This is a genomic window from Pantoea sp. USMM079, from assembly GCF_037153115.1.
In the GTDB taxonomy this organism is placed as follows: Bacteria; Pseudomonadota; Gammaproteobacteria; order Enterobacterales; family Enterobacteriaceae; genus Pantoea; species Pantoea communis.
Map to the genome: position 1 here is coordinate 302,962 of NZ_JBBCKX010000003.1, position 25,585 is coordinate 328,546.

Consider the following 25,585-nt stretch of genomic DNA (forward strand, 5'->3'; position numbering starts at 1 on the left):
GCTTATGCCTGTACCAATGGACCTGGGTTTTTCAGATAGTGTTCTTTGATCGCCTGCGCCGCCATCAGGGTAATCGCACCGATGGTATCGGTCGGGTTCGCCTGGAAGTTTTGCGGGAAGGCGTTACCGCCCGGTACAAACACGTTATGCACATCCCAGCTCTGCAGGTACTTGTTCAGCGCAGAAGTTCTTGGGTTATCGCCCATCACCGCGCCGCCCACGTTGTGCGTGGAGACGTATTTAGTGAGGTCAAAGTCCGCGCCCATCGGCAGGAAGCTCATGCTCATGCTGTCTGGGTTCAGCTCTTTGGCGATATCGCCAACGATGCCTTTCAGATGCTGTTGCAGCTTAAGTTCGTTCTCTTTCCAGTTGAACGTCATACGCAGCAGCGGCTGACCGCGATGGTCGGTGTAGTGCGGATCCAGATCCAGATAGATATCGCGATACGACTGGCAAGTTGTCGTGATGCTGATCTTCATGGAATGGTTGTACCACTCTTCCAGACCCTCTTTGTAACCCATGCCCCAGGCTGGCGTGCCTTTTGGCAGTGCAGCGGCCATTGGCGTACCAGTGGCTTGCGAGCTGTGGATCTTCGCGCCGCCGAGGAAGCCGAGGCCTGGGCCATCGAAGTTGCCTGGAGAGATGTCGTTGAACATCTGGCCGGTGGCGCCTGCGGTGGCGTAGGAGTTAAAGTTCTTGTCTTTGAAGAACAGGGTCGCGCCGCCGTTGGACAGGAACGCATAGTTACGCCCCACCACACCTTCTTCGGTGATTGGGTTGTAAGGCTTGCCGATACCGGACAGCAGCATCAGACGCACGTTGTACAGCTGGAAGCTGGACAGCACGACGATTTTGGCTGGCTGGAACACTTCGTTGCCGTCTGCATCGAAGTAGAGAACGCCCTTCGCGGTTTTACCATCATCGTGCAGCACCACTTTGTACACTTCCGCATGCACTTCGTAAGAGAAGTTTGGCAGACGCTTCAGTGCATCCATCACAGCAGTTTGCGGTGAGGCTTTGGAGTAGTTCAGGCACGGATATTTCGAGCAGTAACCGCAATAGTTACAAGGCGCGATCTGGTTGCCGTACGGGTTTTTCCACGCGCGAGATACGCACGCAGACGGGTTCGGGAACGGGTGATAACCCAGCTTGGTGGCCGCTTCTTTAAACATCACGTTGTTCAGCGTGTCTTCCAGCGCTGGCAGCGGATAGGGTTCAGAACGTGGGCCTTCGAACGGGTCGCCGCCTTCCAGAATCTGACCGCGCAGGTTGCCGGTGTTACCCGACTGACCGCAAATCAGCTCAAACTTGTAGTAATACGGCTCTATCTCTTCCCAGGTGAACGGGAAGTCCATCACGCGCATATCGTCCTGCAGCACGCCCGGCTTGTAGGCCTGATCGACGTAAGTCTTCAGTTTGATATCGGTTGGGGTTGGACGAAGCAATACCGCCGTCCAGTGCATACCTGCACCGCCCACACCAGTACCCGGAGCGAATGCGCCCCACTTACGGGTTGGCAGTGCGGTCTGGCTCATGTTGTAACGCACGGTCACCGCCACTTCTTTTGGGGTGGCGAACACTTTGTTACGCACGTTATAGGCGTATTCATCAGCGGGTTTCGGGTAAGCAAAATCCGGGTAGTCACGCTCGCCGCCGCGCTCTAACGCGCGCACTTCCAGCCCGGCCAATGCCAGTTCGATACTCATCAACGAGCCGGCCCAGCCGAGGCCGCAAACGACGACGTCGACTTCTTTCTTTGTAATCTGTGCCATGTTAATCCTGTCTCACATACCAAATACGGGGGTGTCGGCTTACGCGCGCTCACCCAAGAGGCTGACCGGTCCCAGCGGGTACGGCACGTTGTGCTGCTTCACCCATTCGGTGAAGCTGGCGCGTGCGCCTGGGAAGCCAATCGCAATCCAGGCTTTCATGCCCTTATTGCCGCCATACATCGGATCGGCGAGGTAGCCGTGTTTGGTATCAGCCAGAAGCTGGCCAAAGAACTGCGAGGCTTTCAGGTTCGGTTCACCCATTGCCGGGAAATCGATACCGTCATTTTTATTGACCTTGGTCAGCACCGCGTCTTTCTCTTCCAGCGTCAGTTCATGGAAGGATTTTTTGTAGGTGCTCTGCGTCCACTGTTCCACCAGCTTGATGCCTGTGCGATACAGCTCTTGCGGGGTGTAAGGGATCTGATAACCCATGGTGGCTGGCGCGTGCACGTCGAACGGACCCTGCATGTAAATTTCGCCGCCGAACTCAGGGCTATGGAGTTGCTGATCGATAAAGATCGGCACGTTAGTTTCCAGTGCACCTGGCGCTTTGCCTTTACCACCGGCCGGAATCAGACGATCGGTCGCGGCCAAAATAAACTGCCACTCCTCAGCGCTGAAAAAGATCGGTTTGTAATCGGCGAGTTCCGGTGCTGCCATTTCCGCAGCTTGCGCCGCAGTTAATCCCTTAAATACCAGGTCGCTTAATGGCAAAGCCAATAACGACCCAAGCAAAAACTTACGTCTGGTGGTCGGTTTATTTAGAAGCATGGCGCGACGACTCTCACTTGCTAAGAAAGATAATTATTTTTGTTAATGGCTTTATAAATCGGTAAATAACCTGGCAATCTTAGGGATATAGATATTTCTGAATGTAAGAATCAATGTTCAGATGTGTTTTGATGAGAAACCATCATGATGTTGAATTTAGGTTAAGGGCAGGTAAAGGGCTTTCGGAGGGTGAATTGGGCTTTTAACCGTACAATTGCTGTGTTTTTAGCAATTCAGGATGGGCAAATGACCAAAATTGATCGCGCAAAGAAATAATCGCCCAATTCAATCGATAAAAATAAATCATACTTCCATACAAGAGAATTATTCTCATTAATAACATCTTATTTACTTAATTGACCAGTACATGAACGATCTATTTCCTGGAAATGACAGGCGGCGCACAAATTAAGTGAAATAATCGCCGAATGTTATCATTTGTTAATTTCCGGCACAGCTCAGAACAAACCGGCATTTTGCCTGAGCGGCAGCAGCGATAGAGTCAATTTATCTATCACTCAGGAAAACAATAAATGCGTGCATTGATTTTGTTGGTCACTTTATGGAGTAGTGCATTCGCCGTGCAGGCTGCGACGCCGAAAGACACGCTGGTGGTTGCCGTACCGCTGGATGGCATTATCAGCTTCGACCCCGCAGAAAGCTTCGAAACGGTCAGCAACAGCGTACAGCGCAACATCTACCAGACTCTGGTGCAAGCCGACCGCGATACGCCACAGAAACTGGCACCGCTGCTGGCGACATCCTGGCAAAGTGGCAGTACGCCGCACAGCCTGGTATTTAACCTTAAACCAGGTGCCCGCTTCTCCAGCGGCAATGCGGTGACGCCGCAGGATGTGATTTTCTCACTGTCGCGTGCTGTGCAGTTGAACAAAGCACCCTCTTTTATTCTCGCCGAATTTGGCTGGACCAACGAGAACATCGCCAGCCAGTTTAAGGTGCTGAATGATCACCAGCTGGAGATTCAATGGCCCGCGCAGATTGGTCAGGATTTGGCGCTGCGCCTGCTGACTGCGCCGGTCGCATCCGTAGTGGACAGTAAAACTGTGCAGCAGCATGCGGTGAATAACGATCTTGGCAATGGCTGGCTGCACACTAACACCGCAGGCAGCGGCGCGTTTACGATTCAGCAGTATGTGCCACAGCAGGCGCTGGTGCTGAGCGCCAACCCACAAGCCAATCCGCAGCCACACCTGAAGCGTATTTTGCTGAAAGGCGTAGCCGATGCGGGTGCGCGTCGCCTGTTGATTCAGCAAGGCGATGTCGATGTCGCTTATCAACTCGGCCCCGATCAAATCGATGCGCTAAAGAGCGATAAGCACCTGCACATTGCGTCATTCCCTTCGAGCCTGGTGTATTACCTGGGCTTCAATACGCAGAACCAAGCGCAGCCCGCACTGGGTAATCCGGCCCTATGGGAAGCGGCGCGCTGGTTGGTGGATTACCAGTCCATCTCACAAGATTTGCTGAAAGGTCAGTACCGCATTCATCAAAGTTTCCTGCCGCAGGGCTTTGACGGCGCGCTGGAGGAACAACCGTTCCATTATGATGTGGCGAAAGCCAAAACGATTTTAGCCAAGGGCGGAATTAAACCGGGCAGCAAGTTTGCGCTGACGGTGATCAATCAGCCGCCGTACATTGATGTTGCCCAGGCGCTGCAGGCCAGCTTTGCCAAAGCGGATGTACAGATTGAGCTGCAGCCGGTGGCGGAATCCGAGCTGTGGAGCAAGATGCGCGGCCGCGATTTCCAGTCGATCTTTATCTACTGGGGCGCAGATTACGTTGACCCGAATACCAATGCCAGCGCCTTTGCTTACAACGTGCCGGGCGGCTCGAAAACATTGGCGTGGCGTGTCGGCTGGGAGATTCCGGAACTCAGCGCCAAAACACGTGCCGCAGCAGGCGAAAGTGATGCCGCCAAACGCCGTGCGCTTTACACCGACCTGCAAAACACCGTGCAGCAGAACTCTCCGTTTGTGGTGATGCTGCAGGGCGCGCAGCAGGTGGCGGTGCGGAACAACGTCAATCATGTGCAGCAAGGGATTGGCGTGAGCTTGCTGTTCTTTGATGTGGTGCAGAAGCAATAGATCCTGTTGATGGGGGATGGCTTCCCCCATCAACACTTTCAGTACAATCTTCATCCTTCCCCTCGCATCGCTTGCTATTCTTTCTGGCATAACCTGTTGCCTGCGAGTGAAAAAATATGACCACCCCGTTGCTGATTGCTCAAACGCCCGAAATCCAGTTATCCCTGCTTTCCAATATGGCGAACCGCCACGGCTTAATCACTGGTGCCACCGGCACCGGTAAAACCGTGACGCTGCAAAAAATCGCCGAGTCCTTCTCCAATATCGGCGTGCCGGTGTTTATGGCCGACGTCAAAGGCGATCTCACTGGCGTGGCGACCGCCGGTGAAGGCTCGGAAAAGTTACTGGCGCGGTTGGAAAAGATTGGCGTGACCGACTGGCAGGCACAGAAAAATCCGGTGATGGTGTGGGATATTTTTGCCGAGAAAGGCCATCCGGTGCGTGCCACAGTTTCCGACCTTGGCCCGCTGTTGCTGGCGCGCTTGCTCAACCTCAATGAGGTGCAATCGGGCGTGCTGCAAATCATCTTCCGCATCGCCGACGATCAAGGGTTGTTGCTGCTGGATTTCAAAGATCTGCGCGCCATGACGCAATACATCGGCGATAACGCTAAATCTTTCCAGACGCAGTACGGCAACATCAACAGCGCTTCCGTGGGAGCGATTCAGCGTGGCTTACTGGCGCTGGAACAGCAAGGCGCTGAACACTTCTTCGGCGAGCCGATGCTGGATATCCGTGACTGGATGCGCTGTGACAACGAAGGCAAAGGTTTCATCAACATCCTTTCCGCCGAGAAGCTGTATCAAATGCCCAAACTCTATGCCACCAGCTTGCTATGGCTGCTGGCGGAGCTGTACGAGCAGTTGCCCGAAGCGGGCGACCTCGATAAACCGAAAATGGTGTTCTTCTTTGATGAGGCACACCTGTTGTTTACCGATGCGCCGCCGGTGCTGCTGGAGAAAGTGGAACAGGTGATCCGTTTGATTCGATCCAAAGGCATCGGCGTCTATTTCGTCACGCAGAATCCGTCGGATATCCCTGATAACGTGCTCGGTCAGCTAGGCAATCGCGTGCAACACGCCCTGCGCGCCTTCACGCCGAAAGATCAAAAAGCGGTGAAAAGCGCCGCTGAAACCATGCGCGCCAATCCGGCATTCAATACCGTGGAGGCCATTCAGGCGCTCGGCACTGGCGAGGCGCTGATTTCGTTCCTCGATGAAAAAGGCAGCCCGTCGATGGTGCAGCGCGCCATGGTGATTGCGCCCGGCTCGCGCATGGGGCCAATAACGCAGGATGAGCGCAACGGCCTGATCAATAACTCACCGCTGTACGGAAAATACGACACCGAAGTGGATCGCGAATCCGCGTTTGAGATGCTGCAAAAAGGGGTGCAAGCCGCGCCGCAGCAGGCCGATGCGCCGGAAGCCAAAGGCAATAATGTCGAAGTTGATGATGGCATTCTCGGCGGGTTGAAAGACATTCTGTTTGGCACCACCGGACCGCGCGGCGGCAAGCGCGATGGCGTGGTGCAGAGCGTGGCAAAAAGCGCGGCGCGCCAGGTCACCAACCAAATCATTCGTGGCGTGCTGGGAAGTTTGATGGGCGGCCGTCGTCGATAACACACTGAAAACATTTATTTTCCTCCGCGGCGCTATGTATGGCGCGGGCATCAGCAGCGCTGCAGTGACAGCTGCGCGCCGCGACATTAATGACGCTGATTGAATAGGTGCAATGATTCGCACCGCCACCCTAAGGTGTGGTCTGCTAAGATCGTTATATGGATAAATATCAACAACTCAAACGGAGCAAGCGTCTGGCGCTCGCATTGCTGCTGGTTGCCGCAGCGACTTTTTTCGTGACGCTGTTTCTGCCACCCAATTTTTGGGTGCTTGGTCTCAAGGCCATTGCTGAAGCGGCGATGGTCGGTGCGCTGGCCGACTGGTTTGCGGTGGTCGCGCTGTTTCGTCGCGTGCCGGTGCCGCTTATCTCGCGGCACACGGCGATTATTCCGCGCAATAAGGATCGCATCGGGGAGAATCTTGGCCGCTTTGTGCAGGAGAAATTTCTCGATACCGATTCGTTGCTGGCGCTGATTCGCCGCCACGATCCCTCGCAGATGCTGGCGCACTGGCTGAATACGCCGGGCAACGCCGATCGCATTGGTCGCCATCTGTTGCAGGTGATGCGCGGCTTCCTTGATCTTACGGATGATGAACGCATCCAGCGCTTCCTGCGGCGTGCCGTGCATCGCGCACTGGATAAGGTCGATCTGACGCAATCCAGCGCACTGCTGCTCGACAGCCTGACCAAAAACAATCGCCATCAGGAACTGCTCGATGCCGCAGTACAACAGCTGCTGCGTCTGCTGCATAAGCCCGGCACGCGTGAATTTATCGCGGCTCAGATTGTGCGCTGGCTGAAGCGTGAGCATCCGATCAAAGCCAAAATGCTGCCCACCGAATGGCTGGGCGAGCACAGTGCTGACCTGGTGGCCAATGCAGTGGACTCGATTCTGGATGAAGTGGCGCTGGATCAGGGCCATGAATTCCGCCTCGGTTTTAATCGCGCCGTGCAGCGACTGATAGAGAAGTTGAAAACCGACCCCGAAATGGCTGAACGTGCTGAGGTGATCAAAAGCTGGCTGAAAGAGGATGAGTCGCTGAATCGCTACATCGGCGAGCTATGGCAGGACTTGCGTAGCTGGCTGAAGGCCGATCTTAACAGTGAAGATTCTCGCGTGCAGGAGCGCGTGCGTCTTGCCGCGCTATGGTTCGGCGAAACGCTGGCAGCAGATGAAGCGCTGCGTATCTCGATGAATCAACATCTGGAAGATGCCGCCCGCAGCATTGCACCAGAGTTCGCCGAATTCCTGACGCGCCACATCAGCGATACCGTGAAGAGCTGGGATGCGCGGGAGATGTCACAACAGATTGAGTTGAACATTGGCCGCGATCTGCAGTTTATCCGCATTAACGGTACGTTGGTGGGTGGCACTATTGGGTTGGTATTGTACTTGTTGTCGCAGCTACCTTCGTGGATTCAGCCGCTGCTCTAACTCTTGCAAAGACGCACAATAGATCTCGCCTCTACGGTCATGTTGTAGAGGCGAACCCTGGCGCGCCCGTTCTGGGCTGCCTGCAGACCTCAGCTTAAAAATGTCCGACATGTAAAAGCATCGCAACGAAGTTTGCGGGATGCAGACGCAGATTCCATATCCTACACACTCAGTAATGGCGCAGTGTCTTGCGCATTACCGCATCGCCCTGTTCCTCTTGTTTGAATTTACTTTCACTTATTTTTACTTGCTGGATCACAGATCTCTGAACTTGCATTTACCTTCACTTTCACTTTCATTTATTGTCATATTTCGCATTAATATGAAAGGAAAAGAAAATGAACCGTATCACTCAACAAATGGCGCGCATGATCGATCTCAGCGCCGTGCAGGCCACCAACACTGAAGCCGACATCCGTCAATGCGCCGAATTGGCGATCCGCTACAACATTATTGCCATTCACGTATTACCTTGCTGGACGCGATTCCTCAGCACCTTACTGCCAGAACAAGGTCGTGGAGACATCATGATCGGCGGCCCGGTTGGTTTCCCAAGCGGCGGCCACGCGACCGAGACCAAAGTGCAGGAAGTTCGCCAGCTGATCTGCGATGGCGCCCGTGAGGTCGATATGGTGGTGAACATCGGCAAAGTGTTGTCTGGCCGGTTTGATGAAGTAAAACAGGATCTGCAACGCGTAGTGGAAGCGGCGGCACCTATTGAAGCCAAAGTGATCCTCGAAACCCATTACCTCGACGAACAGCAGATTCGCCGCGTATGTGATATTGCGGTGGAAGCGGGCATGAAGTGGATTAAGACCTCGACCGGTTGGGCAGCTAGCGGCGCGACGGAAGAGAAAGTGGCGATCATAGCCGATCAGCTGCAAGGACGTCTGCGCATTAAAGGATCGGGCGGCATCCGCGACCTCGATACTATCCGCACGCTTTACCGCCTCGGCGTTCGTCGCTTTGGCATGAGTGCCAGCGCCACTGAAAAAGTGCTCGCGCAACTGGAACAGGATCCATCACTGTTCCCGGAACTGGCTCAGGACTGAACAAAACGCTGCAACTCTCCGGCGTAATATGGAGTGAATAATGAAAAAATTACTTCTTACCCTCGATATTGGAACAGGCAGCGCACGCGCTGCCCTTGTGACGACCGATGGCGATATTATCGGTTTTGCCCAACGTGAATATGCACAGACAAGCCCGCAGCCAGGATGGGTAGAGCAAGCCCCCTCGCTGTGGTGGTTATCTGTTTGCGACGGCATCCGGGAACTGAATACGCGCTTTGGCGCTGAAATGACACAGGTGGCGGCGATTGCGGTCTGTGGGCAAATGCATGGCACGGTGCTACTGGATAGCGCAGGCCACCTGGTTGAAGACCGTGCGCTGCTGTGGAATGACAAACGCGCCTGGTCGCAGGTTGCCGCCTTCCGGGAACAGGAAGATGCGTTGTTTTGGCTTGAGCATCTTAATAATCCCCCTACGCCCGCGTGGCCAGCATTTAAGTTGCTGTGGATCCGTGAGCATCATCCTGATTTGTGGTCGCGTGTCGCCAGCGTGTTAATGCCGAAAGATTTTATCAACTTTCGTTTAACCGGCGTTCGTGCGACCGATTACAGCGAAGCCTCGTGCTATTACCTGATGGATAGCGCCACACGCCAGTGGTCAAGTGCTGCGCTCGACCGTTTTCAACTCCCGGCCAGTTTGCTGCCGAAGATCCATGCCGCCAGTGACGTGATTGGCGCTATCAGTCAGGAAGCTGCACGGGAAACGGGTTTGAGGCCGGGCATTCCGGTCGTAGCAGGCACGGCCGATATGGCTGCCAGCCTGCTCGGTTCAGGTGTTTACCAACCAGGTCAGGCATCTGACAGCACGGGTACTTCAACCCTAATTACCGTGGTGAGCCATGCGCCGCTGTTGCATACGCAAGTGAATAATCTGCACCTCAGCAACGAGGCGTGGGGCGGCTTTACCTTGCTGGATGCCGGTGGCGATGCCATGCGCTGGGCGCGTGAAGCGTTCGGCGGCGGTCAGCATTCGCATCCTGAGATGCTGCGCCTTGCTGCAGAAAAGAAACCGGGCGCAGAGGGATTGCTATTCCTGCCGTATCTCACGGGCGAACGCCTGGCAGAGAAATGCAACTCGCGCGGGCAGCTATTTGGATTACAGCGCCGGCATGAGGCAGGCCACCTGTATCGTGCGGTGCTGGAAGGCGTAGCGTTTGCCTCATGGCGCAATCTGCGTCAGCTCAGTGAATGTTGCAACATGCCGGATAGCATTATTGCCTCTGGCGGCGGATCGCGCAGCGAATTGTGGCTGAGCATCAAAGCCTCGGTATATAACCGCCCTATTTTGCAAACCGCCAACCAGGAAAACGGTACGCTGGGCTGCGCCATTCTCGCTGCCACAGGCATCGGCCACTTCAATGACCTCGGCCACGGGGTACAACGCATGGTGCAGATTGCCGGTGAAATCCTACCCGATGCCCGCCTGCATGCAGCCTACCAACGTCAGTTCGATATCTTCGACCAACTTTATGTACAGGCACAACCGCTTTGGGATCGTCTCGATGCCGCGTCCGCCTGTTTTGAGGAGCAGGGATCATGAGCGAAATAGTGATTAAGAAGCAGGATCAGGTGGCAAGCGCGCACGGTGAAACCCTGGATCGTAGCGCCTATCTGCCAGCCACGCCGTGGCTGCAACTCTTGATGGTATGCTGCCTGTTTGCTTTATGGGGCATGGCGGGCAATCTTAATGACATCCTGATTGCTCAGTTTAAAAAGGGCTTTGACCTGAGTGATACGCAAACCGCGCTGGTGCAGTCAATCTTCTTCCTTGGCTACTTCCTCGTAGCGTTGCCCGCCGCGGCGGTCATTAAGCGCTACTCCTACAAAGTGGCGATCATCATCGGGCTTTGTTTGTACGCTGCGGGTTGCTTCCTGTTCATTCCGGCAGCCCATGCCATGACATACGCCGCATTTCTTGGTTGCCTTGGCGTGATCGCCAGCGGATTGTCGTTCCTCGAAACGTCTGCCAACACCTATTCGAGCCTGCTCGGGACCGCAGAAACCTCTACTCAACGTATTAACTTCTCGCAGATCTTTAACTCGGTCGGCGTGATTATGGGCGTGGTGATTGGTCAACAGCTGATCTTTAACAAGGACGATTTGACCCACGATCAACTGGCGGCGCTGCCGGCTGAAGCAGCGGATGCGATTCGTCAGCAAATGGTGTCTCAAGTCGTCACACCGTACCTGATCATCGGGTCGATACTGGTGGTGCTGGCGCTGGTGTTTGTCGCGGTAAAGTTCCCGGCATGCAAACCCATCGCAAAAGCAGATGCGGTAAAAGAGCCGCTGATGCAGTCGCTGAAAAAACTATGGGCGGTTCCGCGATTCCGAATGGGTGTGCTCTCACAGTTCCTCTACGTCGGTGCGCAGGTGGGTCTATGGAGCTTCACCATCCGTTTCGTGCAACTGATTGAGCATGGTACAACCGAGCACTCGGCCACCTGGTGGTTAATCGCTACGTTGCTATGCTACTCAGCAGGCAAAGTGGTCACCACCGCGTTAATGAAGCGCTACAGTCCGGCGCTGCTACTCGGCGTGTTCTGTTCGTTGTGCGTCATGCTGTTACTGTTTGCCGTCAGCCAGAAAAGCATGGCGGCCGTTGTCGCCATTATGGGAGTGAATTTCTGTATGGCGCTGTGCTGGCCGACAAACTTCGGCTTAACCATTAAAGGCATGGGCGCAGAAACTCAACTGGCAGGATCGATTGTGGTGATGTCCATTATTGGCGGCGCGGTGATTCCGCTGGTGATGGGCATCATGTCAGATATGAACGGTGGCGATATGCAGTTCGCCTTTATCATCCCTTTGGTGTGTTTTGCCTATGTGGCCTTCTTCGGCTTCTGGTGCCAGCGTAAGGGAGTTTGAACATGATCAAATCATTAGCGCACATAGGATTACGTACGCAAAACATCGTAACAGCACGTCATTTTTATCAGTCGCTGGGCTTTGAGTTTCAACGCCAGCTGGATATCCCGGAACCGCGTGGCACGATTGCCATCGCATTCTTACAACAGAAAGGCATTGTATTAGAGCTCTATCAATTGCCGTGGCAAACTGATGCACGTGCAGTGGAAGATAGTGGTGTTGATCATCTCGCGTGGCAGGTTGAGGACCTCGCAGCTACGGAAAAATGGGTAAGATCGCTGGGTTATCCGTTAGTCGAAGGGCCATGCGATCATCCTGCGGGCAGCCGTTATTTTATGGTTGCCGGACCAGACGGTGAACGCGTGGAGTTTCTGCAGCCGCTTAACCGTTAAGTGAATTATCCGGGCGGAGTTCACGCCGCCCGGAAGCTGCGATAGAGTGATGCGGTTTTCCCACGTCTGAGGCCAATATGTATCTTGAGGAAAGACAAGAAAAAATCCTCGCCATCCTGAAAGAGAAACGCAAAATCTCGGTTGGCGAAATGAGTGAGCACTTCAATGTTTCCGGTGCCACCATTCGTACCGATCTTCGCCTGATGGAAGAGTCAGGTCAGCTGACACGCACGCACGGTGGCGCGATTCTGCGTACCCGAGCCAGCTTTGAAATGGGCTCGGATCTGCGTGAAAGTTTGCATATTGATGCCAAAGCTCGTATCGGTGCGCGTGCCGCACAGTTGGTCGAAGACGGCGATATCATCGTACTTGATACCGGCACGACCACACTGCATATCGCACATCACTTACGCGATCGTAAAAATCTCACCGTTATTACCAATGACTTTGCCATCGCCCGCGTGCTGGAAGAAGCCAGCGGCGTGCAACTGGTGCTGCTCGGTGGCATGGTGAAAAAAGGTTACCACTGTGTGATTCCGGCAGCGGGCGGCCAGATGATGGATCATCTCAACGTGGATAAAGCCTTTATGGCGGTGAATGGCATTTCGCTCAAGCAAGGAGCGTGTGTTGCAGACATCATGCTGGCGGAGAGCAAGCGCACCATCATTGAACACGCCAGTCAGGTTATCGTGGTATGCGACAGTAGTAAGCTGGGAAACACCTCGCTGGCGCAGTTCGCACGCTGCGATCAGGTCGATATGCTGGTGATGGATACGTTACCAGAAGATGCCGAAATCTGGCAGCAAGCTGGGATAGCGTTGGTCACCATTGAGAATTGAGTTCAGAACGTAATAGAGAGTTCAGTGCAGGACTTGATAGAGAGAATCCGCACGCCGCTACAAGCGTAAATCCATTGCTGTAACGGCGTGGTTGTGACGAGTAATTAACTGCGCTTCATCAGCAGGTACAAGCTGATGGCAAAGAACGCGGCGCTCGGCAATAGCGCCCCCAGAATCGGTGGGATGCCATACACCAGACTTAACGGACCGAAGATCTGATCCAGCACGTAGAACAGGAAGCCGAAGCTGATCCCCGTCACCACGCGCACGCCCATCGACACGCTACGCAGCGGACCAAAGATAAACGACAACGCCATCAGCATCATCACCGCCACGGACAGCGGCTGGAAGATTTTACCCCACATGTTCAGCAGATAACGCCCTGACACCTGGCCACTCTGCTTAAGGTATTTGCTGTAGTTGTACAGACCGCTAATGGACAGCGCATCCGGATCCAGCGCCACCACGCCAAGCTTGTCAGGCGTCAGGTTGGTTTTCCACTCCCCGCCCAGACTTTGCGAGCCGGTAATCTGCTTCGCATCACTCAGGTTGGACTCATCCACCTGCGACAGCTGCCACAACTTCTTGTCTTTGTTCCAGGTCGCACTGGCGGCATAACGCACGCTGAGCAGACGGCGCTGATCGGTGAAGGTGTAAATGCTGACGCCATCAATCTCGCTGTCGCCTTTGATGCGTTCGATGTAGATAAAGTCATGGCCGTCTTTCGCCCACAGCCCATTCTGCGTCGACATCAGCGAGCCACCGTACAGCTGCTGCGCACGGTAGTTACGCGCCATCTGCTCGCCCTGCGGTGCCACAAATTCGCCGATAGCCATGGTCAACAGCACCAGCGGAATCGCGGTTTTCATCACCGCCAGCGCCACCTGCATACGGGTAAAGCCCGATGCCTGCATCACCACCAGCTCGCTGCGCTGCGCTAGCGTTCCCAAGCCCAACAATGCACCCAAGAGTGCGGCCATCGGGAAGAAGATCTCAATATCTTTCGGTACGCTGAGCAGCGTGTAGTAACCGGCGTCGAGCGCGGTGTAAGCGCCCTGCCCGGTTTTACGTAGCTGATCGACAAATTTGATGATGCCCGATAGCGACACCAGCATGAACAACGTCAGCATGATGGTGTTGAAGATGGTTTTGCCGATATAGCGGTCAAGGACCTTAAACATTACTGCGATCCTCCACGACTAAAGCGACCACGAATACGTCGCATCGGTACCGTATCCCACAGGTTCAACATCACGGCCAGCGCCAGATAAGCCAGGTTCACTACCCACATCCAAATCGCGGGATCGAACTTGCCTTTCGCTGCGTTAGAACGTAACGAACTCTGCAGCAGGAAGAAGATCAGATACAGCAGCATCGCAGGCAGCATTGACAGCACACGCCCCTGACGAGGGTTGACCACGCTGAGTGGCACCACCATCAACGCCATCACCAGCACCGCAAACACCAGCGTTAGACGCCAGTGGAACTCGGCCTGGAACTGCGGCGTTTTGTTTTGGTACAGCGTGCTGATGCTCGCCTGATCGGCATCATTCGGATCGAGCGTGGCTTCTTTATAGCCCACCAGCGCCTGGTAGTTGGTGAAGTCGGTGATGCGGAAATCGCGCAGCATCGCAGTGCCCTCGAAGCGCGTGCCTTTATCCAGCGTCACCACTTGTGAGCCGTCTTTGCGCTGCTCCATATGACCGCTGTCAGCCAGCACCACGGATGGGCGCGCATTACCTTTTGGACGCAGCTGCGCCAGGAACACGTTACCAAACGTGTTGCCTTTGACGTTCTCGACAAACAGCACGGTATTACCGTCGCTGGAGGTCTGGAACTGGCCCGCTGCCAGCGCCGCTGCGCCAGGGTTGGCTTTGGCATTTTGTGTGACTTCATCCTGGTAACGCGATGACCATGGCCCTAACCAAAGGACGTTGACCGCTGCGACCGCTGAAGTCAGCAGCATCAGGATCATCGCGGCCTTGACCAGCACGCTTTTCCCCAGGCCGCAGGCATGCATCACCGTGATCTCACTTTCGGTGTACAGCCGCCCAAGGGTCATTAAAATCGCCAGAAACAAGCTTAGGGGCAGGATAAGTTGTGCCATTTCAGGCACGCCAAGTCCTAACAATGTCAGAACCAGATTTGTTGGGATCTCGCCATCCACCGCTGCACCCAAAATCCTGACTAACTTCTGGCAAAAGAAGATCAGTAGCAGGATGAACAGGATAGCCAGCTGGCTTTTGAGCGTTTCCCGAACCAGATATCTAATGATGATCACGCTTAGTACGCCTGTGATAACTTGTCTTTTTGCAGGAAAATCGCTAGTTTCAACGCTTATCAGCCATTTTTCTTCATCAATGGCCGTCATCGTAGCTAAAATAGTATGACGAACGCGTTAGGGTGGTGAAAAAACAACACATTGCCACCACATCTCATTATGACCGTCGGCGTTAAATTGTCATGGCGCCGCTAAAAATAATGGGTTACGAACGCGCTACATTCTAACGACAGCTAAGGCCGTTGTCTTTAAGATTCAGGAGAGTGCATGGAGTTCAGTGTAAAAAGCGGTAGCCCGGAAAAACAGCGTAGCGCCTGCATTGTTGTGGGCGTTTTCGAACCGCGCCGTTTGTCACCCATTGCTGAACAGCTGGATAAAATCAGCGACGGCTACATCAGCGCCCTGCTGCGCCGCGGTGAACTGGAAGGCAAAGTCGGTCAGACATTGCTGCTGCACCATGTGCCGAACATCCTGTCTGAACGCATCCTGTTGATCGGCTGCGGTAAAGAGCGCGAGCTGGATGAACGCCAGTATAAACAGGTGATTCAGAAGACCATTAATACGCTGAACGACACGGGTTCGATGGAAGCGGTGTGCTTCCTGACCGAACTGCATGTTAAAGGGCGTAACACTTACTGGAAAGTCCGCCAGGCGGTTGAAACCTCAAAAGAAGCGCTCTACAACTTCGATCAGCTGAAAAGCAATAAAGTTGAACCGCGCCGTCCACTGCGCAAGCTGGTGTTCAACGTGCCAACCCGTCGTGAACTCACCAGCGGTGAACGTGCGATTCAGCATGGTTTAGCAGTGGCAGCCGGCGTCAGAGCCGCCAAAGACCTCAGCAATATGCCGCCAAATATTTGTAACGCCGCTTATCTGGCGTCGCAGGCGCGTCAGTTGGCTGATGCGTACAGCAAAAATGTCACCACGCGTGTCATCGGCGAACAGCAGATGAAAGAGCTGGGCATGAACGCGTATCTGGCGGTTGGAGCCGGTTCACACAACGAATCGCTGATGTCGGTCATTGAGTACAAAGGCAGCACCGATCCTGAAGCGCGTCCAATTGTGCTGGTGGGTAAAGGCCTGACCTTCGATTCCGGTGGTATCTCGATCAAACCTGCCGATTCGATGGATGAAATGAAGTACGACATGTGCGGCGCGGCGTCCGTGTACGGCGTGATGCGCATGGTGGCGGAACTCAATCTGCCGCTGAACGTCGTCGGCGTACTGGTGGGTTGTGAGAACATGCCGGATGGTCGTTCGATGCGTCCAGGCGATGTGCTGACCACCATGTCGGGTCAGACCGTTGAAGTGCTGAATACCGATGCGGAAGGCCGTCTGGTGCTGTGCGACGCGCTGACTTACGTGGAGCGCTTCGAGCCAGAAGTGGTGATTGACGTCGCGACCCTGACCGGTGCCTGCGTGATTGCGCTCGGCCATCACGTCAGCGGTTTGATGTCGAACCATAATCCGCTGGCGCACGAGCTGATCAGCGCCTCAGAACAAGCAGGTGACCGCGCGTGGCGTCTGCCGATGGCGGATGAGTATCAGGAGCAGCTGGAATCCAATTTTGCTGATATGGCAAACATTGGCGGCCGTCCCGGCGGTGCCATCACTGCAGCCTGTTTCCTGGCGCGTTTTGCGCGTAAGTTTAACTGGGCGCACCTGGACATCGCAGGTACCGCATGGCGTTCTGGCAAGGCCAAAGGCGCCACCGGCCGCCCGGTTCCGCTGCTGTCGCAGTTCCTGTTGAACCGCGCAGGATTGAACGGCGACGATTAATCGCGGTTCAAAGATAGACGTATGAACTCATGGGGCGCAAAATGCGCCCCACTGTCATTAATGGAAATAAGCTTGCCATGAAAAACGCCACTTTCTATGTGATGGAGTCGGAAAGCGCCAGCGACGGCCTGAGCGCCATCGAAGCACTGGTGTGCGATCTGGCCGAAACACGCTGGCGTGACGGCAAACGCATTCTGATTGCCTGCGAGAATGAAGACCAAGCTAATCGTCTGGATGAAGCGCTCTGGCAGCGTCCCGCCAACGCTTTTGTGCCGCACAATCTGGCGGGTGAAGGCCCGCGTTACGGCGCACCGGTGGAATTAGCCTGGCCGCAGCGTCGCGGCAGTTCCCCGCGTGACCTGCTGATCAGCCTGCTGCCACAGTTCGCAGATTTTGCTACTGGTTTCCATGAAGTGATAGACTTTGTTCCTTACGAAGAATCCTTAAAACAACTGGCGCGCGATCGCTATAAAGCCTATCGCAGCGTTGGTTTCCAATTGAATACGGCGACGCCACCTCCGCCGCAAACGACAGTGTAGAAATGGAAAAGACATATAACCCGCAAGATATCGAGCAGCCGCTCTACGAGCACTGGGAACAGCAGGGCTACTTTAAACCGAATGGCGACACCAGCCAGGAAAGCTTTTGCATCATGATCCCGCCGCCGAACGTCACCGGCAGCTTGCATATGGGTCACGCTTTCCAGCAGACCATCATGGATACCATGATTCGTTACCAGCGTATGCAGGGTAAAAACACCCTGTGGCAGGCAGGTACTGACCATGCCGGTATCGCGACGCAGATGGTGGTTGAGCGCAAGATCGCCGCTGAAGAGGGCAAAACTCGCCAGGATTACGGCCGTGATGCTTTCATCGACAAAATCTGGCAGTGGAAAGCAGAGTCTGGCGGCACTATTACCCGTCAGATGCGTCGTCTTGGCAACTCCGTGGATTGGGAGCGCGAACGCTTCACCATGGATGAAGGCCTGTCGAATGCGGTGCGTGAAGTCTTCGTGCGCCTGTATAAAGAGAATCTGATTTACCGTGGCAAACGCCTGGTGAACTGGGATCCAAAACTGCGTACCGCTATCTCCGACCTGGAAGTGGAAAACCGCGAGAGCAAAGGCTCAATGTGGCATATCCGCTACCCGCTGGCGGATGGCGTGAAAACTGCAGAAGGCAAAGATTATCTGGTGGTTGCCACCACTCGTCCGGAAACCCTGCTGGGCGATACCGGCGTGGCGGTGAACCCGGAAGATCCGCGCTATAAAGATCTGATCGGTAAAGAACTGATCCTGCCGCTGGTGAACCGTCGCATTCCGATCGTCGGCGATGAGCACGCGGACATGGAAAAAGGCACCGGCTGCGTGAAGATCACCCCAGCGCATGACTTCAACGACTATGAAGTCGGTCGTCGTCACAAGCTGCCAATGATCAACATCCTGACCTTTGATGGCGATATCCGCGAGCGTGCGGAAGTGTTCGACACCAACGGTGAAGTCAGCGACGAATGCGCCGATGAGATCCCAGCGCAGTTCCAGAAAATGGAGCGTTTCGCGGCGCGTAAAGCCATGGTGGCTGCGGTTGATGAACTCGGCCTGCTGGATGAAATCAAACCACACGATCTGACCGTGCCTTACGGCGACCGTGGCGGCGTGGTGATCGAGCCAATGCTGACCGACCAATGGTATGTGCGCACGGCTCCACTGGCGAAAGTTGCGGTAGAAGCGGTCGAAAACGGCGACATCCAGTTTGTGCCAAAACAGTATGAAAACATGTACTTCTCATGGATGCGTGACATTCAGGATTGGTGCATCTCGCGTCAACTGTGGTGGGGACATCGCATCCCGGCCTGGTATGACAACGACGGCAACGTCTATGTGGGTCGTACTGAAGCCGAAGTGCGTCAGGAAAATAACCTGGCTGACGTTGTGGTGCTGCGCCAGGACGACGACGTGCTGGACACCTGGTTCTCATCAGGCCTGTGGACCTTCTCGACCCTTGGCTGGCCAGAGAATACCGAAGCGCTGCGTACCTTCCACCCAACCAGCGTGTTGGTGAGCGGCTTCGACATCATCTTCTTCTGGATTGCGCGCATGATCATGCTGACCATGCACTTCATCAAAGATGAAGACGGCAAGCCACAGGTGCCGTTCAAAACCGTGTATATGACCGGTTTGATCCGTGATGAAGAAGGCCAGAAGATGTCCAAGTCGAAAGGCAACGTCATCGATCCACTGGATATGATCGACGGCATTTCGCTGGAAGATCTGCTGGAGAAACGCACCGGCAACATGATGCAGCCGCAGTTGGCTGAGAAGATCCGCAAACGTACCGAGAAGCAGTTCCCGGACGGCATTGTGGCTTCCGGCACCGATGCCCTGCGCTTCACCCTGGCGGCACTGGCCTCAACTGGCCGTGACATCAACTGGGATATGAAGCGTCTCGAAGGCTATCGCAACTTCTGTAACAAGTTGTGGAACGCCAGCCGTTTCGTGCTGATGAATACCGAAGAGCATGATTGCGGGCAGAACGGCGGCGAACTGAAGCTGTCACTGGCCGATCGCTGGATTCTGACCGAATTCAACAGCACCGTGAAAGCCTATCGTGAAGCGCTGGACAGCTATCGCTTTGATATCGCAGCCAACATTCTGTACGACTTCACCTGGAACCAGTTCTGTGACTGGTATCTGGAGCTGACCAAGCCGGTCATGAGCAACGGCAGCGAAGCGGAACTGCGCGGCACGCGTAATACGCTGGTTACCGTGCTGGAAGCGGTCTTACGCCTGGCGCACCCAATCATTCCTTACATCACCGAAACCATCTGGCAGCGTGTCAAAGGTCTGAAGAACATCGATCACGACACCATCATGCTGCAGCCGTTCCCGCAGTTTGACGCGGCAAAAGAAGATGCTGAAGCCAAAGCGGATATCGAGTGGATCAAGCAGGCGATCGTGGCGGTGCGTAACATCCGTGCTGAAATGAACATCGCTCCGGGTAAACCGCTGGATGTGCTGCTGCGTGACTGCTCGCCAACCGCGCAGCGTCGTGTCGATGAGAACCGTAGCTTCCTGTCACGTCTTGCGCGTCTGGAAAGCCTGACCATTCTGCCTGCGGGCGAGAAAGGTCCGGTCTCGGTCACCAAGATCGTCGAAGGCGCTGAGTTGCTGATCCCAATGGCGGATCTGGTCAACAAAGAAGCCGAGCTGGAGCGTCTGGCGAAAGAGCTGACCAAGCTGGATGTCGAGATTGAGAAGATCCAGGTCAAACTGGCGAACGAAGGCTTTGTTGCACGTGCACCGGAAGCGGTGGTGGCGAAAGAGCGCGAGCGCATCGTTGAGCTGGAACAATCAAAAGCAAAACTGATTGAACAGCAGGGCGTGATTGCGGCATTGTAAGCGCATCAGTCCAATTGCTAAATCATAGCCGGGCACTGCCCGGCTTTTTTACACCGGAAGAAAATGATGACCACCGCTACGCCACTGAATTTACAGGTGCGCCCGATTGTTGCGGCCGATAATCCGCTGATTGCGCAAGTGATCCGTGATGTCTCCGCAGAGTTTGGCCTGACCGCCGACAAAGGCTACACCGTGTCCGATCCGAATCTGGATCGCCTGTTCGAGTTGTACAGCGAAGCGAACAGCGCTTACTGGATCGTCGAGCATGAGGGACGTGTTGTGGGCGGCGGCGGCGTGGCACCTTTGGCGTGTAGCGCACCGGACATCTGCGAATTGCAGAAGATGTACTTCCTGCCCCAAGTGCGCGGTTTAGGGCTGGCGCGTGCGCTGGCGTTGCGGGCGATGGCGTATGCGCGTCAGCAGGGTTTCCGTCGCTGCTATCTGGAAACCACCGGCACGCTAACCCGCGCGATTAAGCTGTATGAGTCATTGGGTTTTGAGCTCATCGACAGCGCGATGGGCTGTACCGGGCACGGTGATTGCGAAGTGCGAATGTTGAAAGTGCTGTGATGTAAAAGCGGTGCGCAGATTTGCGCACCCAACTTAGTAAGCGGGCAGACCGCTATGGAAACGCAACTCACCATCCGGCTCGCTGATTAATTTCGCTTCTGCTGCACCAAACGCCTGCACGCGCGGCGTAATATCCTTCGCTGAAATCTGTTCCGCCAGCTTCAAATAATCCTGATAGTGACGCGCTTCAGAACGCAGCAGCGAAATATAGAACTTCTGCAGTTGTTCATCCAGATACGGCGCCAGGCTGGCAAAACGCTCACAGGATCGCGCTTCGATATAGGCTCCGCAAATCAGCTTATCCACCAGCGCTTCAGGTTCAAACGTACGGATTTCACGAATCAGCCCTTTGGCATAGCGGCTGGCAGTGATTTTGCGATACGGCAAACCACGCGACTGCATGATTTCCCACACCTGATAAAAATGATGCAGCTCTTCTTTGATCAGCAGAATCATCATCTCGACCAAATCATCCGCCCACGGCAGTTCGTTACGCACAATGATGCTCTTGGTCAGATTTTTATGCGCGTTAATGAAGTTGCTGTCTGGTTCTTCGCGGTAGATGAAATCTTCGTATGGCTTGAGCCACGCCAGAATGGCATCGCCACTGGGTTTATCAGCCACATACTTACGAATGATAAACACCGCGGTTTGTGCCGCTTTTAACTCGCACACCATGTGATCGGTCAACAGCAGCGTCAGGTTTTCCGGCTTGCGCGCTTCGTCAATCCACGCTTGTGGCGTGCGGCAGTGCAGGAATTCATAAATGGGTTCTAACAGGGGAGCGTAATTCATCGGCGTTCTTTATCTGGCGGGGAAGTGGTTCTGGGCGGCGAGCGCCGCCCGTTTAAGACTTAGTGACGCACACCGTCGTCTTCTTCGTCGTCGATGAAATCACCATCGTCGTCTTCATCTTCCGCGTCCGGGTCTTCGAAGTAAGTGCCCCAGCCGTCGTAATCGACGTTGAACTTACCGGCCAGATTCACCAGTTGCTCAACTTGTGCATCAATCAGCTCTGGCTTCAATGCGCCTTCGCTCAGGATATCCACACACATCACCGTGCCACCCTCTTCCAGCTCCAGCTCTTCTGGCTCACTCACTTCAAAGCCCAGTTTGAAAGCCTCAACCGCGACTTTCTCCAGTGAGTCGAAGTTGTTGCAAGAGAGGTGATGCTCGATAGTGTAAAGCGCATCCGGATCGCTGCCGTCTTCCAGCAACTCTTCAATGATCAGGCGGGTTTCTTCGCGCTGTTCTTCCAGCAATGCTTCATATGCCATGTGCGTGTCCTCAAAATGTTCGACGTGAATGCAATTATTTTCCCACACTGCCTCGCGCGCCACTACACAAAACGGAAAGTTTCTTAACGCCGGGGTTGAAAATGCATATTCATACGGTTAGATTGAATTTTAATTCATTATTAGTCCCCATCTGGAGCGCTGTATGAGTCAGCTGTATTCGAGACACTTCCTGAGATTGCTGGATTTCACCCCCGCTGAAATCGCCAACCTGTTAAGTCTGGCAGGTGAATTAAAACACGCTAAGAAAAATGCTACCGAAAAGCAGTACCTGAAAGGCAAGAATATCGCGCTCATCTTCGAAAAAGACTCGACCCGTACCCGATGCTCTTTCGAAGTTGCCGCATACGATCAGGGCGCTAACGTCACTTACCTTGGCCCAAGCGGCAGCCAGATCGGCCATAAAGAGTCAATGAAAGACACCGCGCGCGTATTAGGCCGCATGTATGATGGCATTCAGTATCGTGGCTTCGGCCAGGAATTGGTGGAAACGCTGGCGGAATTTGCCGGTGTGCCGGTGTGGAACGGATTGACCACGGAATTCCACCCGACGCAGTTGCTGGCAGATTTGCTCACCATGCAAGAACATCTGCCAGGTAAACCATTGAGCGACATGACGTTGGTGTATGTGGGTGACGCACGTAACAACATGGGCAACAGCATGCTGGAAGCGGCAGCTCTGGTAGGGCTGGACCTGCGCCTGGTGGCACCGAAGGGTTGCTGGCCGGAAGAGCAGTTGGTTGAACAGTGTCGCGTTGCAGCACAGAAAACCGGTGGCAAAATCACCCTGACCGAAGAGATTGCCGAGGGCGTACAAGGTGCGGATTTCATCTACACTGATGTGTGGGTGTCGATGGGTGAAGCGAAATCGGTATGGGAAGAGCGTATCGCCCTGCTGCGTCCGTATCAGGTAAACAGCGTGATGCTGGCGCTGACCGGCAATCCACAGGTGAAATTCCTGCACTGCCTGCCCGCCTTCCATGATGATCAAACCACGCTGGGCCGTCAGATGGCTGAACAGTATGGTCTGAAAGACGGCATGGAAGTGAGTAACGAGGTGTTTGAATCGGCGCACAGCATCGTTTTCGATCAGGCCGAAAACCGCATGCATACCATCAAAGCGGTGATGGTCGCCACGCTGGGTAACCCATAAAGCAAACGTTTACCTTGCGGCGATTTCTGCTTGATGCAAATCAGTGAATGCGTATAATGCGCCACAATTTGCCGGAGAAAACATGCAACAGCGCAGCGCACAATTTGCCGCTCTACCCCGCCTGACCACAGGCGATGCCGCTGTTTCTTTCCGTCAACCATTGATCGTAAAAAAGCCCCTTAAGCAGGGGCTTTTTTTTGTCCGCAATCCGGCAGCGCAGAGGAGAACGCTATGGCCAACCCGCTATATCGCAAGCACATTATTTCCATTAACGATCTCAACCGCGAAGAACTGGAGCTGGTGTTACACACCGCTGCCCAGCTCAAGGCTCATCCCCAGCCGGAACTGCTGAAGCACAACGTGATCGCCAGCTGCTTCTTTGAAGCCTCGACGCGCACCCGCCTGTCGTTTGAAACCGCTATGCATCGTTTGGGTGCTTCAGTGGTGGGCTTCGCCGACGGCAGCAATACCTCGCTGGGTAAGAAAGGCGAAACGCTGGCCGACACCATTTCGGTGATCAGCACTTATGTCGATGCGATTGTGATGCGTCATCCGCAGGAAGGCGCCGCGCGCCTGGCGACTGAATTCTCCAGCGGCATTCCAATTCTCAATGCCGGTGACGGTGCCAACCAGCACCCGACGCAAACCCTGCTGGATCTGTTCACCATTCGTGAAACTCAGAGTCGCCTCGACAACCTGAATGTGGCGATGGTCGGTGACCTAAAATATGGCCGTACCGTGCACTCGCTGACCCAGGCGCTGGCGAAATTCACCGGCAACCGTTTCTACTTTATTGCGCCGGATGCGCTGGCGATGCCGGCCTACATCACCGATATGCTGGATGAGCAGAACATAGTCTGGACGCGCCACGACACCATCGAAGAAGTGATGCCGGAACTCGACATCCTGTATATGACCCGTGTGCAGAAAGAGCGTCTCGATCCGTCTGAGTACGCCAACGTCAAAGCACAGTTCATCCTGCGCGCGGCCGATTTAGCCGGCGCACGCGACAACATGAAAGTGCTGCATCCGTTGCCGCGTATTGACGAGATCACCACTGACGTCGATAGCACGCCGCACGCCTGGTATTTCCAGCAGGCGGGCAACGGCATCTTCGCCCGCCAGGCTCTGCTGGCACTGGTACTGAATAGCGAACTGGCCCTGTAAGGAGAAACCGATGACTCACGATAATAAATTGCAGGTTGAAGCCATCAAGCGTGGCACGGTAATCGACCATATTCCTGCGCAGATCGGTTTTAAATTACTGTCGCTGTTTCGCCTGACCGAGACCGACCAGCGCATCACCATTGGACTGAATCTGCCTTCAGGCGAGATGGGGCGCAAAGATTTAATTAAGATCGAGAATACCTTCCTGACCGATGATCAGATTAACCAGCTGGCGGTGTATGCGCCTCACGCCACGGTTAACCGCATTGATGAATACGAAGTGGTGGCGAAAATCGCCCCAACCTTACCGGATCGTGTCGAGCGTGTGCTGACCTGCCCGAACAGCAACTGCATTAGCCGCAGTGAGCCAGTATTCAGCAGCTTCGCGGTGAAACAGCGTGACGATGATGTGCACCTGAAGTGCAAATATTGCGAGAAAGAGTTCGCGCGCCACGTGGTGCTCGGTCACTGGTAATCGTGCTTATCGTCCCTATAATGGGGCGAACCAATACGCGGCTGACAAAGGTCGGCTGCGCACTTTTAAGGAGAAACAATGTCTCGCGAAATCAGCACAGAAAAAGCACCCGCAGCAATTGGCCCTTATGTGCAGGGCGTGGATCTCGGCAGCATGATCATCACTTCAGGCCAGATCCCTGTTGATCCGGCGACCGGTGCCGTGGCAGATGATGTGTCTGCGCAGGCGCGTCAGTCACTGGAGAACGTGAAGGCGATCGTGGAAGCCGCTGGCCTGAAAGTGGGCGACATTGTGAAAACCACCGTGTTCGTGAAAGATCTCAATGACTTCGCCACCGTTAACGCCACTTACGAAGCCTTCTTCACCGAGCACGATGCCAGCTTCCCAGCACGTTCTTGTGTGGAAGTGGCGCGTCTGCCAAAAGACGTGAAGATCGAGATTGAGGCGATTGCCGTACGTCGTTAAGTAAAGCAATGCGCAATAAATGAAGTGAACCCCTTAACCTGGACAGTTATAACATCGCCTGTTGGTACTGAGTTCGGTATTGTACCGGACTCAGTCCACCTAACCCCGTCTTGATCCGTTCGTAGTTGTAA

Annotated in this window: 23 protein-coding genes; 16 read left to right on the forward strand and 7 right to left on the reverse strand. The window is 54.6% G+C overall.

What is annotated here, in order from left to right; all coding sequences use genetic code 11:
- Positions 1–2: 2 nt before the first annotated feature.
- Positions 3–1,772: a GMC family oxidoreductase gene (locus WFP70_RS08025; RefSeq protein ID WP_337023162.1), complete on the reverse strand. Its 1,770-nt coding sequence runs from the start codon at positions 1,770–1,772 to the stop codon at positions 3–5.
- A gap of 39 nt (positions 1,773–1,811) precedes the next feature.
- Positions 1,812–2,543: a gluconate 2-dehydrogenase subunit 3 family protein gene (locus WFP70_RS08030; protein WP_034826432.1), complete on the reverse strand. Its 732-nt coding sequence runs from the start codon at positions 2,541–2,543 to the stop codon at positions 1,812–1,814.
- Between the two features lie 533 nt (positions 2,544–3,076).
- On the opposite strand from WFP70_RS08030, the gene WFP70_RS08035 reads away from it, so the two are divergent.
- The 8 genes from WFP70_RS08035 (at position 3,077) to WFP70_RS08070 (ending at position 12,872) form a co-directional block, all read left to right on the forward strand.
- A complete protein-coding gene (locus tag WFP70_RS08035) occupies positions 3,077–4,648 on the forward strand; it encodes an ABC transporter substrate-binding protein (RefSeq protein ID WP_337023163.1) in 1,572 nt (523 codons plus the stop codon).
- 116 nt (positions 4,649–4,764) lie between these two features.
- On the forward strand, positions 4,765–6,267 hold the full coding sequence (locus tag WFP70_RS08040) for a helicase HerA-like C-terminal domain-containing protein (RefSeq protein ID WP_337023164.1): 1,503 nt from the start codon (positions 4,765–4,767) through the stop codon (positions 6,265–6,267).
- A 158-nt stretch (positions 6,268–6,425) separates the two neighbouring features.
- Positions 6,426–7,703, forward strand: coding sequence for a DUF445 domain-containing protein (locus tag WFP70_RS08045; protein ID WP_337023165.1), 1,278 nt, complete (start codon positions 6,426–6,428; stop codon positions 7,701–7,703).
- 338 nt (positions 7,704–8,041) lie between these two features.
- Positions 8,042–8,755, forward strand: a complete 714-nt coding sequence (deoC, locus tag WFP70_RS08050) for a deoxyribose-phosphate aldolase (protein WP_337023166.1) — start codon at positions 8,042–8,044, stop codon at positions 8,753–8,755.
- Positions 8,756–8,795: 40 nt separating this feature from the next.
- Complete coding sequence (locus tag WFP70_RS08055; RefSeq protein ID WP_337023167.1) at positions 8,796–10,313, forward strand: xylulokinase; 1,518 nt, start codon at positions 8,796–8,798, stop codon at positions 10,311–10,313.
- Entirely contained in the window at positions 10,310–11,641 is a 1,332-nt protein-coding gene (gene fucP / locus WFP70_RS08060; RefSeq protein WP_160868505.1) for an L-fucose:H+ symporter permease, read from the forward strand. The genes WFP70_RS08055 and fucP overlap by 4 nt, the downstream gene beginning before the upstream one ends.
- A gap of 2 nt (positions 11,642–11,643) precedes the next feature.
- The gene (locus WFP70_RS08065) at positions 11,644–12,033 is read left to right on the forward strand and encodes a VOC family protein (protein ID WP_337023168.1); all 390 of its coding nucleotides are present in this window, start codon (positions 11,644–11,646) and stop codon (positions 12,031–12,033) included.
- 77 nt (positions 12,034–12,110) lie between these two features.
- Positions 12,111–12,872 carry a DeoR/GlpR family DNA-binding transcription regulator gene (locus WFP70_RS08070; RefSeq protein ID WP_337023169.1) on the forward strand — a complete coding sequence of 254 codons (762 nt, stop codon included), beginning with the start codon at positions 12,111–12,113 and terminating at the stop codon, positions 12,870–12,872.
- Between the two features lie 104 nt (positions 12,873–12,976).
- On the opposite strand, the gene lptG is transcribed toward WFP70_RS08070, so the two are convergent.
- Together lptG and lptF are read right to left on the reverse strand one after the other, a co-directional pair.
- Positions 12,977–14,053, reverse strand: a complete 1,077-nt coding sequence (gene lptG, locus WFP70_RS08075) for an LPS export ABC transporter permease LptG (RefSeq protein ID WP_160868502.1) — start codon at positions 14,051–14,053, stop codon at positions 12,977–12,979.
- Positions 14,053–15,153: an LPS export ABC transporter permease LptF gene (gene lptF / locus WFP70_RS08080; RefSeq protein WP_034826453.1), complete on the reverse strand. Its 1,101-nt coding sequence runs from the start codon at positions 15,151–15,153 to the stop codon at positions 14,053–14,055. The genes lptG and lptF overlap by 1 nt, the downstream gene beginning before the upstream one ends.
- 267 nt (positions 15,154–15,420) lie before the next feature.
- Here lptF and pepA point away from each other — a divergent pair, with 267 nt between their 5' ends.
- The 4 genes from pepA to WFP70_RS08100 all read left to right on the forward strand — a co-directional run bounded on the left by pepA (position 15,421) and on the right by WFP70_RS08100 (position 20,899).
- Positions 15,421–16,932, forward strand: a complete 1,512-nt coding sequence (pepA, locus tag WFP70_RS08085) for a leucyl aminopeptidase (RefSeq protein WP_034826455.1) — start codon at positions 15,421–15,423, stop codon at positions 16,930–16,932.
- A 77-nt stretch (positions 16,933–17,009) separates the two neighbouring features.
- Positions 17,010–17,471 (forward strand): DNA polymerase III subunit chi, encoded by a 462-nt coding sequence (locus tag WFP70_RS08090; RefSeq protein WP_097118221.1) that lies wholly within the window; start codon positions 17,010–17,012, stop codon positions 17,469–17,471.
- Positions 17,472–17,473: 2 nt separating this feature from the next.
- A complete protein-coding gene (locus WFP70_RS08095; protein WP_166935957.1) occupies positions 17,474–20,329 on the forward strand; it encodes a valine--tRNA ligase in 2,856 nt (951 codons plus the stop codon).
- A 63-nt stretch (positions 20,330–20,392) separates the two neighbouring features.
- Complete coding sequence (locus tag WFP70_RS08100; RefSeq protein ID WP_442956336.1) at positions 20,393–20,899, forward strand: GNAT family N-acetyltransferase; 507 nt, start codon at positions 20,393–20,395, stop codon at positions 20,897–20,899.
- Between the two features lie 33 nt (positions 20,900–20,932).
- Here WFP70_RS08100 and miaE read toward each other — a convergent pair whose 3' ends face one another.
- On the reverse strand, positions 20,933–21,694 hold the full coding sequence (gene miaE, locus WFP70_RS08105) for a tRNA isopentenyl-2-thiomethyl-A-37 hydroxylase MiaE (RefSeq protein WP_337023170.1): 762 nt from the start codon (positions 21,692–21,694) through the stop codon (positions 20,933–20,935).
- A 59-nt stretch (positions 21,695–21,753) separates the two neighbouring features.
- Complete coding sequence (gene rraB, locus WFP70_RS08110) at positions 21,754–22,176, reverse strand: ribonuclease E inhibitor RraB (protein WP_034826466.1); 423 nt, start codon at positions 22,174–22,176, stop codon at positions 21,754–21,756.
- Positions 22,177–22,339: 163 nt separating this feature from the next.
- Here rraB and argF point away from each other — a divergent pair, with 163 nt between their 5' ends.
- From argF to ridA, 4 genes are all read left to right on the forward strand, one after another.
- Positions 22,340–23,347, forward strand: a complete 1,008-nt coding sequence (argF, locus tag WFP70_RS08115) for an ornithine carbamoyltransferase (protein ID WP_337023171.1) — start codon at positions 22,340–22,342, stop codon at positions 23,345–23,347.
- Between the two features lie 231 nt (positions 23,348–23,578).
- Positions 23,579–24,514: an aspartate carbamoyltransferase gene (pyrB, locus tag WFP70_RS08120; protein ID WP_034826472.1), complete on the forward strand. Its 936-nt coding sequence runs from the start codon at positions 23,579–23,581 to the stop codon at positions 24,512–24,514.
- A gap of 10 nt (positions 24,515–24,524) precedes the next feature.
- Positions 24,525–24,989: an aspartate carbamoyltransferase regulatory subunit gene (gene pyrI / locus WFP70_RS08125; RefSeq protein WP_337023172.1), complete on the forward strand. Its 465-nt coding sequence runs from the start codon at positions 24,525–24,527 to the stop codon at positions 24,987–24,989.
- Between the two features lie 78 nt (positions 24,990–25,067).
- The gene (ridA, locus tag WFP70_RS08130) at positions 25,068–25,454 is read left to right on the forward strand and encodes a 2-iminobutanoate/2-iminopropanoate deaminase (RefSeq protein WP_084934256.1); all 387 of its coding nucleotides are present in this window, start codon (positions 25,068–25,070) and stop codon (positions 25,452–25,454) included.
- Positions 25,455–25,500: 46 nt separating this feature from the next.
- On the opposite strand, the gene WFP70_RS26775 is transcribed toward ridA, so the two are convergent.
- A partial coding sequence (locus WFP70_RS26775) for an IS3 family transposase (protein ID WP_442956338.1) occupies positions 25,501–25,585 on the reverse strand: 85 nt, incomplete at its 5' end.